We start from the raw sequence: 10,901 nt of genomic DNA on the forward strand, positions 1-10,901 counted from the left end.
CCCTAAAATTACTCCGGTTAAATCCCTGTATGTTTTGTTCATTAGACTACTTAGTTGTAAAATATTAGTTCCTAAACTCTTTAATAAGCTCTGCTAGACGTTTAAGCCCTTTTTCTAGGTCAACTAAAGATGCATAGGCATACGACAAGCGAAGATGTTGTTGGTCATTTTTATCATAAACACTTCCCGGATTTAATAGAATCCCCGCTTGGAGAGCGACTTCAAATAACTTTCGTGTGGAAATATCAGATTTTATTTGAAACCATATATAAAATCCACCTTTTGGAATATTCCATTCGGCAAGATCAGAGAAATATTTATTTAATAGCTCAATCGTAAAGTCCCTTCTCTTTTTCAATTCAACTCGTATTTGGTTTAAATACTCCTCATACAAGCCACTTTTTATCCACTTGTTGACGATATATTGAGAGACAGAACTAGAACCATAATCAGTTTGCATTTTAATATCAGCCAACCGATGAATGACAGGTTCTGGGCCAACAATCCAACCAATTCGTAACCCTGGACTTAAACTTTTAGAAACACTGCCGATGTACAACACATTCCCTTGCTGGTCACTAGCTTTCATCGGATTTGGTGTTGGCGTATCCAACCATAATTCACCATAAACATCGTCCTCTATAATCGGGAGAGCTTCTTTTTGGCAAATCTCTACTAATTGTTGCCTTCTTTTATCGGACATTAAAGTACCCGTTGGATTATGAAACGATGGAATGGTATAGAGTAATGAAGCCTGGTGTTGTCGTTTTAATCGAACGACTGAATCTGTTTGAATCCCCTCAGCATCTAGTGGAATTCCGAATAAATTCATGCCTGCAGACTGAAACACATGGACTGAATTTAGGTATGACGGTGTTTCATGCAAAATAACGGAACCGCGCTTTAATAGTCCAATCGAAATTAACTGCAATGCTTGAATTGCCCCTGAGACAATTAAGATCGATGAGGGTGTTGCATCAATGCCCTTCTTTTTTAAATAGTGGCTGATTGTTTTTCGTAATTCGAGACTGCCTTTTGGTTCTTCATATCCAAGCGTAAGGGATTCCCCCACATCCATTTGTAAAAACTTTTTCATTTGCTCGTTCGGAAGTAAATCGGGAGAAAGTTCACCTGTCCCTAATCGAATGAACGCTCGATTTGCTTCTGCTTCGTTAATTTTTTGAATGATATTCATATTCGGTTCATGAATACCCGAATGAACATAACTAATCCAATCAGGAGGTGGAGTTGAAGCAAGTAGACTCCAGGTATTATTGACAACCCTCGTACCACTCCCTACTTTTGAATCAATTAATCCATCAGCGGCCAATTCCTCAAGTGCCGTGACAATCGTGCTCCGATTAACTTCAAAATGATGGGCCAACATCCTTTGTGATGGTATTTTCATACCGATTGTCCATTCCCCATTTAGAATTTTCTTTTTCATATAATTAGAAATTTGAAGATGTAAAGGTTCTGAAGAAGATTTTTGCGGTTTCCATTCGATGTCTGACACATTCCCTACTCCGTTCTTTTCTTTTATTGTATCAAAATGGTTGGGTTCGTTTCCATCCAATTGGTTGGAGACATTTAGACAAAGTTTCGTTATTCTAAATATAAGAATTGGAGGGAAAACATCGTGGAACCATTTCTTCACGGAATCTTACTTGCTTTTGGATTAATTTTGCCTTTAGGGGTACAAAACGTTTTTATTTTTAATCAAGGAGCAACGCACAAAAATTTTCGTTTTGCTTTACCAGCTGTGATCACGGCTGGGCTATGTGATACACTACTTATTTCATTGGCTGTGGCAGGTGTATCGGTGATCATTTTAAGTTTTGAAACGTTACGAATCTTCATGTTTTTAATTGGGTTTCTTTTCTTAGCATACATGGGGTGGCTCATGTGGAAAGACACACCTGAAGTGAAGGATCAGCAAGAATCCAATCCGTTCTCTGCAAAACGTCAAATAATATTTGCAGCTTCGGTTTCCTTATTAAATCCCCATGCCATTATGGATACTATCGGTGTCATCGGAACAAGTTCCTTAGTGTACGCAGGGGTTGATAAGTGAATTTTCACCCTATCTTGTATTCTAGTTTCTTGGATTTGGTTTTTCTCATTAGCCATTACGGGGAAGAAGATTGGCCAAATTGATACAAACGGAAAACTGTTAAAGCGCATGAATCAAATTTCCGCCCTCATTATTTGGGGAATGGCATTATATATGGGAGCGCAAGTTTTACTAGCCGTGAGATAAATTGAATACGTACATAGCATTATAAATAAATCATCAATTAAGTGACGTGCAACATATAAATAAAAAATATTACTCTACATTTTTTTATGGTGAATCTTACATTTGCAATGCTATATTCAATATGATTAATCGATTTTTCATAGTGTGAGTGTAGTACTTTCCATTTAAAAGTAAAAAGGGGCTGGGGCAAATCCAAAAAATCATCAGTTTCACAAAAGAGAACTGATGTTTTTTGTTGTTAATTTTAATAATGAATCTCATTAAGTATCCGTTGAGAGCGGACTAAGAGGCCAACACGACGTTGGTCATGGGAGCGATGCCACAGGACGTGGCGCTTTCGCTCCCCACACAAGCCGCGCGTGCTTGGTCATGGGGGCAAGACATGCGGACGTGGCGTTTTTGCCCCCGGCTTTGTGCAAGGTCCGCTCACATAAAATTTTTCCTTCTAAACTTTCCGGAAACTGGCACGGCTTACAGTGGTAGGCCGCAGTTTTTCGGAGAATGGCTAACAGTTATTGCTCTCAAACTAAAAATTATCAATATCTTATTATAGATAATAGTGGCTTTCCTCAAGAATTCTAATTAAGTCCCACTACTTAAGTATTAACAGTTGTCCATATTCATTAATATTTATATGATTGACCGCCATCGATTGGAACAACAACACCATTAATAAAGTCTGCTTGGTTTGAAAGTAGGAAGGCAACTAAGTATCCTACCTCTTCTGGTTTACCGAAGCGGCGCATTGGGTTTGGTTTTACGAACTCTTTACCAACTTCTTCCCAATTGTCTCCACCCATTTGACGTAATGACCCCTCTACCATAGGCGTCATGATGGCACCTGGTGCAATCGCTTTAATTGAAACACCATATTGTCCATATTCAATCGCAGAGTTACGAGTTAACCCAACAACACCATGTTTCGATGCTGCGTAGCCTGATTGGTTACCAACACCACGAATACCACCCACAGAGGCTGTATTTACAATGGAACCTGAGCCTTGTTCTTTCATTACTTTTAATACGTATTTCATGCCGTAGAAAACACCATTTAAGTTAATGGAAACAACTTTTCGGAACTCTTCAATCCCAAAGTCTTCAGTTAAATTTTGTTTTCCTTCAATTCCTGCATTGTTAAAGAAGCCGTCAATTTTGCCGAATTTTTCAAGCGTTGCATCAACAAAATGTTTTACAGCATTTTCATCCGCTACGTTTGCTGTAATTAATAACACTTCAGCTTCTGGTGAAATCGCTAACACTTTTTCTTCTGTTTCTTTTAAGCCTGTTTCATTTAAGTCCACTAAAACCAATTTAGCGCCTTCTTCTGCTAATTGAAGTGTTGCTGCTTGTCCAAGACCTGAGCCTGCACCTGTTACTATGACTACTTTTTCTTCAAAACGTTTCATCATTTGTTCTCTCCTTTAATCAAATGTACCTAGATTTATTCGTGTTAACTTTTATCGAACTTTCGGGAGTAACTTCCTTTAAAACGAAATTTAGATATTGTATAAAGCTCCATCAACTGTGTATGATGAAGAGCTTACATAAGAAGCTTCATCTGATAGTAAAAATGCAATGACATTCGCTACTTCAGTTGCTTCTCCATAACGCTTCATTGGAACAGCATCTTGATATGCGGATTGTGCTGCATCTGCCGCGCCTGGTGCAACTTTCGCCTCAATCTGACGCATCATTTGTGTATTAATCACACCTGGGTTTACTGTATTTACACGTACATTAAACGGGGCAGCTTCTAATGCAGCTACTTTGTTCATCCCCATTAATGCATGTTTTGACGAATTATATAGCATCATGTTTGGTGAACCAATTAACCCTGCTACAGAAGCCGTGTTGACAATTGATCCTGCTTGTTGTTGTTTCATAATTGGCAATACATACTTTAAGCCGTAGAATGCACCTTTTACGTTAATGTTGTAAACGAAATCAAAGTCTAGTTCCGTAATTTCTTCTACTATTTTTGCTGGGCCTTCAACCCCTGCATTATTTGCAAATCCATCAATGCGACCGAATTTTGCCACAGTTTGCTCAACATAATTTTTCACTTCTGCTTCTTTTGAAACATCTGCTTTTAATGTTATGACACGATCTTCATTTAAGTTTAGTTCTGCTGCAACCGCTTTCACAGCATCTTCATTTAAATCAACGAGAGTTAACTTTGCACCCTCACCTGCAAGCTTACGAGCAATCTCTTTACCGATTCCTCCTGCAGCACCTGTAATAATGACAACTTTGTTTTCAAATCTCATTTTTGTACCTCCCCAAATAATTAGTACATTTGTAGTGTACTAGGTTTCTCTTTCTGTAAACCATCCGTAATTTTTGCTAAACTGTTGAGGAAACCAACACATTCATCAAATCTGTCTAATAAGGAGAGGAATAAATGAAAAATAATTCCCCCCAAGTTTTGAGAACAAAGAATTTCTTAAAAAAAGCTTTTATCGAGATGGTACATAAAAAGGGATTTAGTAATGTTACGGTAACGGATATTGTTGAAACAGCTCAATATAACCGAACAACATTTTATGTGTATTATCAAAACATATATGAGCTTGTTGAAGAGTTAATGGATGAAATGTTTGAAGCGATTCAATATTACAGCATGTCAAAGTATCAAAGTGATAGCCGTGTGAAAGTAAATGAATTAACAACGAACTCCTTTGAATTGTTATATTACATATACGATCACCGTGATTACTTCAAATTAATGCTAGTTGAAAATACATTGCCAAGTATTCACCAGCAACTACCTGAAGCCATTTTTAATTTACTAAAAAAGAAATTTGATATTCATTACGGGGTATCTCTTGTGGATGATCATTCACAAAAGCGCTATATGGCATATGGTACAGCGGGGTTGATTACGGATTGGATTGCTAAAGATTTTGATGTAACACCAGGTGAAATGACAGAACGACTGATCCGAATTTTAAATACCTTTGCACAAGGGTTTGTCATAAAAGAAATTGACACGTAACTAACTTTGTACATAAGTATTATTAAATTTAGCCAGATGGAAGTTATCATGGCATCCATTCTTAAAATAGATTTTCTTGCAATAGCTATAATTGAAGAAAAGGTGCATTAACCCCTCTCTTTGGGTTAACGCACCTTTTGTTGAATTAAATTGTAAAAGATTCGATTAAATTGATTGCCTTCTTTAATTTAATTCATCAACATCAAACTTAATATGAAACGCATCTGCATTTAAATTAAATTTTGTAATATAATTTTCTAAAATACGAGTGATCTCCTCTTGTTTTTCTACGTCATTAGGATAATCAAAAAAGAGCTCTATATCATTTGGGGCATAAACTGTTCCAGAAATACTCCCCATGAATCCAGCCTTATTCAACTCTCGCCCTACTTGATCCATGAAGCCATCATCTTTTTGCAGCTCTTCATATAATTGATTCACTTCTGCTTGTTTTAAATTGGGTAAGTTTTCAGCTTTCGATAAAAAGTTAGTGAGTTGAATTTGGATTTTACCGTAAGCAAAATTATTTTTCTTCAAAACCTTTTCAGCAATTTGTTGGATTTCCTCTTTTTGACTTGGTTCAAGGGGATTTGGAAATTGCATAATAATTTTCGTCGTTAAAGGCAATATCTCGTAATCAATATGGTATCCCTCAATGCCTTCATCAATCAGTGCGTTGCTAATATATTCCGTCAAATCTCTATAACTCAATCTGTTTGCAGTTTTTAAAACGGGTTGAGTCGTATTGGATACGCTAATTTTAAACATAGAAGGATCAACCTTTTGTTTCGCTAAAAACGTACTCACTAATTGTTCCACTTCTTTTAGTTCATTTGATTTAAGTTTTTCATTCGTTTCATATCTTTTAATGAGGATTTCAACCTTTTCATCATCTAATAAAGTAAAGTCGACAGTTAATGGATAGCCATGCTCACTTAAATCTGCACGAAGGGAGTTCATCAAACTTTCATATTTGTCATGGTAATGTTTTAACTCGTTATTACTGTACATCGTGATGTCAATGCCTAGATCCGATTCTTTCGCAAAGTTGGCAAAAGGATTTAACAAGAAAATGAATAAAGCACTCAAAAGAATTGCGAATGGAAGGGTGTACCTGTTGTTAAGTAACCTATTTTTCAACATTGAATACCTCCTTAAAAGAAAGTAACTTGTTTGGCCAAGTTTGAAAATAAATGACAGTTTGATGTTATGTATATGGTAATATTATTCAATTCAATGCTACCTATATTCTTAGCATTTTATACAACCTAAACAGATTAAAAGCTCACGGATGCTTTATAGAGTACCCTTTTTATATTGAATCGTACCGAAACACATCCAAAATCCAATTCAATAAAAAGCCTGACGACTCCCCTTCCCATTCCACCTCGCCCAACTTCAAATCCACCGCATACAATTGAATATCTCCCTGTACCTGCATAAAAATTTCAAAATAACTAAACCCTAGTATGATATTTCTAATTAATTCAGATCGAAAAAATACGGATATTGATTTAACTGGCCCCTAAGTTTTTCGAATATTTGATACTTTTAAAAATACCAATTATTTGTTAACGTTACCTCATAAAATACAAATACTAAAAAAGGAACGATCTATATGAGATTTAAACCAAGTTACGCACCCGGACCAACAGATGTACGTGAAAATGTACGCTTAGCGTTAGCGAAGAAAACAAATAACCCTGATTTCGATAAAGAATTCGTCCACTACTACCATGAAGTATGCCAAAAAATGGGACAGGTCATGGGTACGACGAATGATGTTCTATTGCTTGGTGGAGAAGGGATTCTAGCTTTAGAAGCTGCCTGTGCAAGCTTAACTGAACCTGGGGACCGTGTACTAGTTCTCGATAACGGTATTTACGGCGAAGGATTTAAAGATTTTGTTAGTATGTATGGTGGTGAACCGGTTGTCTTAAGTTTTGATGATCATCAAGACATTCCTGTTCAACAATTACGTGACTTTTTAGAAAAAGATCATGACTTCAAATATGCAACCTTTGTTCATTGCGATACACCAACATCGATGTTAAATGATGTTAACCAAATCTCTCCCCTACTAAAAGAATATGGCATTCTAACAGTGGTTGATTCAGTGGCTGGTATGGTTGGCGAACCAATTGATGTGGACCAAAATAAAATCGACATTTGCTGTGGCGGTTCTCAAAAAGCGATCTCAGCTCCTGCTGGTTTAGCGATTGTTTCTGTTAGTGAGGACGCAAAAAAAGCAATGAATGATCGTAAAACACCCATTGCTTCCTATTACGCAAACTTACAAATTTATTTAGGCTATAGAGAAAAAGGAAAATTACCTTACACAATGCCTGCTGCTCATATTGAAGCACTAGAAGTTGCCTTAGACAATATTTTAGAAGAAGGTCTAATGGCGGTTTATGAACGACATGCAAAAATCGCCAACGCTGTGCGAACATCGATTCAAGCATATGGCCTTTCATTATTTTTAGAAACAGGACGTTCTAACACCGTAACAGCCGTCATCATTCCAGAAGAAATCGGCGCGTTAACATTACAACAACACATCCAAGAAACCTACAATCTATATATCGCAACTTCTTTGGCACAATACACTGATGTTATTTTGCGCATTGGTCATATGGGCGAAAATGCACACTTTGACAAAGTTCTTTCTGTCCTAACAGTGATTGAAAACGGCCTACGTGATCTAGGTTTCGAAGGCAACGGTCATCTAGGTCAACTATTCCTAGACGCCTATAGAGCAGAAAATTAAGGGATTTTATTTGATAAAATCCCCTAAATCTATCATGTCTGGCACCACATCTCACTAACGTTCAAGATAGTGGGATGTGGATGAAAGACACTATTTGACCCCGATTATTTTCCAATCAACACTGCTCATGGGCGGTACATCATTAATCTGTCATTTAGTACCTCTAAAACTTCTTTCGGCAATTCCCTGACTGTAAGATCGCCACCTAAAAAAAGAATCCAATTTGCTATTTCAGTAACCTCTTCCGAATTATTTACATCGATCAACGTTTTTAGAATGGCTGTCGTTTGGTAAGGATTAGTATAGGAAAGAGAAACTTTTAATGGGTGGTACTTTTTGAACTGGGCAATCGCCTTTGGACCGAGCTCAAGTACAAGATTATTTACCTTATCCCTCCTTCTAAGTTTTCCCAAAATCTCCCTACCGCTCATTTTATTCCCTTGATCCGCTTTGATATCAACCAAATGGGAGACAGGAAAAATTCGCAACTCTTCCTCCTTTACATCAAAGCCTTCGATCAGCCAATTTCCCTTTTCATGATGAAGGTGTAAAAGATAAATGGAATAAGTAGTCGTTCTCTGCTCTTCCTTCACCGTAATGAATAATGATCGAGTGAAAAGGAGCATTTGAATTAAGTTTTCTAAAATTGGATCAGGTAAATCCGATAAATCAAGTAAGTCGGGATTATGGGGGTTCGTCCCTTCAAATAGCAAGATTTCATTTAAAAGTACAAGGTCATCTTGCTGATTTTCTGAAGTCAGACCCAGTAATTTTTCAGCTAACGACTGACGACTTTTCAAATAAGGAAGTTGTTGATTTCTTGTGGCCATAAAGGCGATAAACAGTGCTTTAATCTCATTATCTGTAAAGCGAACCGTTGGGAGGACAGAATTAGTCAACACACTGTATCCCCCATCCCTTCCCACTTCAGCAACAAGCGGCATCCCCATCGCTTCGATCTCTCTAATATCGCGAATAGCCGTGGAACGGGAAATATTAAACTCTTGCATGATTTCAGAAATGGTAAAGTGAGCGCGATTGTTGATGTATCGCATCATCGTATTAATCCGTTCAACTTTATTCATCCGCGCCTCCTAAACAGTGTCATATTATGACATGATTTAAGGTTATTATAAACTCATCAAGGAATAAAACAAATCACTTGATTAATTTAAATGAAATGAAAGAAGGTTTTCGATATGGCAAATTACACAATTGAAGAAAAAGATAGTTTTACTGTTTTAGGTTTTGGCACTGAGTTAAAGAGCCACTACACAGACTTTGTTGGGATCAATAAAGAAAAGGCAGACTTTTGGAATGAAGTTAAAGAAGATGGAAGACTTGATGAGTTAAAAGCAGTCGCATCAAATGACTATATTTTTGTTGTAAATGAAGCGGTGAATAACAAAATGATGCACTATGCAGGGGTAATGACCGAAAAAACATTACCGGAAGCAACTCGCGTGATCCAATTCCCTAAGGGTGAGTACGTTGTTGTGAAAGGTGAAGCCCAAACGGATCTGGAGTTAAGTAATACGCTTACGGGGATGGCCTTTGGACAAGCGCTGGCAGAAGCGACGGATTATGCCTATGTAGGTGGTCCTAATACAGCTGTAATTATGGGTGAACAAAACGGCTTACTTTATGGCGAAATGTGGATCCCAGTTGTTCGAAAATAATAGTTGAAGGAGGACTCGACATGGCCTATATCGTTGATTTTAAGACGGTGTCTACTGTTGGATTAGAATCGTCACCTGTGGCAGAAGCGCTTGCCGGTTTACGCGCCAATGAAGCACGTTATTTTATGAACAAATATAAGCATGAATTTACCGTTGTTCCGGCCAGTGAAAGTCAAGATACACTCGACTATGTGACGCGAATCTTGAAAGAGGAACGGGATATTGAGTTTGCAGCCAAACCATTAGAAACATCGCGCTTCCAAGTGGAGAATATCAATTGGGCCTTCGTTTTTTATGAGGATGGTCTTGCGGTCAACGTCCTGTACACACTTGATGGTCCCAAACCAAAACGAGCTGTTGGCTTTAAGCTTTCGGATGGGATGGAAGTACCTGAGGAATTAGAAGGCAAGTTTAAATTTGCGCGACAGAAGTCTAAACTAGCCGGAACGATTCGCGGCTCGTACTTTGTTATTAAGGGAGAATATTAAAGTAAGCGAAACAGCACCTCCGTATTGAATTGGGGTGCTGTTTTCCGAAATTTTTAGTATCGTAATCTATTTGGCGTAGTTTTATGTTCTTAAAATTTCATCCCGGCACGAAACAGCCAACGGATCCAATCTACCCAAATTGAAATGAGGTTCACTAAATAGATAATGACAAATCTAGTACCTTCAAATATCATGCGATTAAATATGGAGTTATGTAAACATGGGAATTAAGTAATAGTAAACATAAGGGAACATTTTTCCGTTAATTAAAGTATCAGGCCTAATTTCAGGAGAAATAAGGGAATTTTTTTCCGTTAAGCTTCAGAAAATCCACCTATTTCAGCTGCTTCAGGGCATTAAGGGAATTTTCTTCCTCTATTTAACCTATTTTTCATGGCTATTTTCTAAATAAGGGAATTTTTTTCCGTTAATTACAGATCCAGGTCTAGTTTCACTTGAAATAACGGAATTTTTTTCCCTTATGCTTCAGAAAATTCCCATATTTTAGATTTTTTCAGTGCATTAAGGGAATTTTCTTCCTCTATTTAACCCTTTTACACGGGATTTTTTTAAATAAGGGAATTTTTTTCCGTTAACTACAGTACCAGGCCTGGTTTCACTTGAAATAACGGAATATTTTTCCCTTATGCTTCATAAAAATTCCCCTATTTCAGCTTTTCCAGGGCATTAAGGGAATTTTTTTCCGTTA

Annotated in this window: 9 protein-coding genes and 1 pseudogene; 5 read left to right on the top strand and 5 right to left on the bottom strand. The window is 37.3% G+C overall.

The features are described 5' to 3' along the window. Window positions 1–64: 64 nt before the first annotated feature. Entirely contained in the window at window positions 65–1,516 is a 1,452-nt protein-coding gene (gene pdxR, locus JOD29_RS14995; RefSeq protein ID WP_124766278.1) for a MocR-like pyridoxine biosynthesis transcription factor PdxR, read from the bottom strand. A gap of 123 nt (window positions 1,517–1,639) precedes the next feature. On the opposite strand from pdxR, the pseudogene JOD29_RS15000 reads away from it, so the two are divergent. Continuing rightward, window positions 1,640–2,260, top strand: a pseudogene (locus JOD29_RS15000) (LysE/ArgO family amino acid transporter). 623 nt (window positions 2,261–2,883) lie between these two features. Here the strand turns inward: JOD29_RS15000 and JOD29_RS15005 are convergent. Together JOD29_RS15005 and JOD29_RS15010 are read right to left on the bottom strand one after the other, a co-directional pair. Next, entirely contained in the window at window positions 2,884–3,666 is a 783-nt protein-coding gene (locus JOD29_RS15005) for a glucose 1-dehydrogenase (RefSeq protein ID WP_124766288.1), read from the bottom strand. 90 nt (window positions 3,667–3,756) lie between these two features. Then, window positions 3,757–4,527 carry an SDR family NAD(P)-dependent oxidoreductase gene (locus JOD29_RS15010; protein ID WP_124766279.1) on the bottom strand — a complete coding sequence of 257 codons (771 nt, stop codon included), beginning with the start codon at window positions 4,525–4,527 and terminating at the stop codon, window positions 3,757–3,759. 134 nt (window positions 4,528–4,661) lie between these two features. Between JOD29_RS15010 and JOD29_RS15015 the strand changes: the two genes are divergently transcribed. Further along, on the top strand, window positions 4,662–5,255 hold the full coding sequence (locus tag JOD29_RS15015) for a TetR/AcrR family transcriptional regulator (protein ID WP_124766280.1): 594 nt from the start codon (window positions 4,662–4,664) through the stop codon (window positions 5,253–5,255). Window positions 5,256–5,438: 183 nt separating this feature from the next. On the opposite strand, the gene JOD29_RS15020 is transcribed toward JOD29_RS15015, so the two are convergent. Then, window positions 5,439–6,398, bottom strand: coding sequence for a hypothetical protein (locus JOD29_RS15020; protein WP_124766281.1), 960 nt, complete (start codon window positions 6,396–6,398; stop codon window positions 5,439–5,441). Window positions 6,399–6,873: 475 nt separating this feature from the next. Here JOD29_RS15020 and JOD29_RS15025 point away from each other — a divergent pair, with 475 nt between their 5' ends. Next, entirely contained in the window at window positions 6,874–8,025 is a 1,152-nt protein-coding gene (locus JOD29_RS15025; RefSeq protein ID WP_124766282.1) for a pyridoxal-phosphate-dependent aminotransferase family protein, read from the top strand. A 125-nt stretch (window positions 8,026–8,150) separates the two neighbouring features. On the opposite strand, the gene JOD29_RS15030 is transcribed toward JOD29_RS15025, so the two are convergent. After that, window positions 8,151–9,110 (bottom strand): helix-turn-helix transcriptional regulator, encoded by a 960-nt coding sequence (locus JOD29_RS15030; RefSeq protein ID WP_124766283.1) that lies wholly within the window; start codon window positions 9,108–9,110, stop codon window positions 8,151–8,153. Between the two features lie 114 nt (window positions 9,111–9,224). Here JOD29_RS15030 and JOD29_RS15035 point away from each other — a divergent pair, with 114 nt between their 5' ends. Together JOD29_RS15035 and JOD29_RS15040 are read left to right on the top strand one after the other, a co-directional pair. Beyond that, on the top strand, window positions 9,225–9,704 hold the full coding sequence (locus tag JOD29_RS15035) for a GyrI-like domain-containing protein (RefSeq protein ID WP_124766284.1): 480 nt from the start codon (window positions 9,225–9,227) through the stop codon (window positions 9,702–9,704). A 20-nt stretch (window positions 9,705–9,724) separates the two neighbouring features. Next, window positions 9,725–10,192 (top strand): phage tail protein, encoded by a 468-nt coding sequence (locus JOD29_RS15040; protein ID WP_124766285.1) that lies wholly within the window; start codon window positions 9,725–9,727, stop codon window positions 10,190–10,192. The last annotated feature ends 709 nt before the right edge of the window (window positions 10,193–10,901 follow it).

It is taken from the genome of Lysinibacillus composti, from assembly GCF_016908465.1.
Classification (GTDB): Bacteria; Bacillota; Bacilli; order Bacillales_A; family Planococcaceae; genus Ureibacillus; species Ureibacillus composti_A.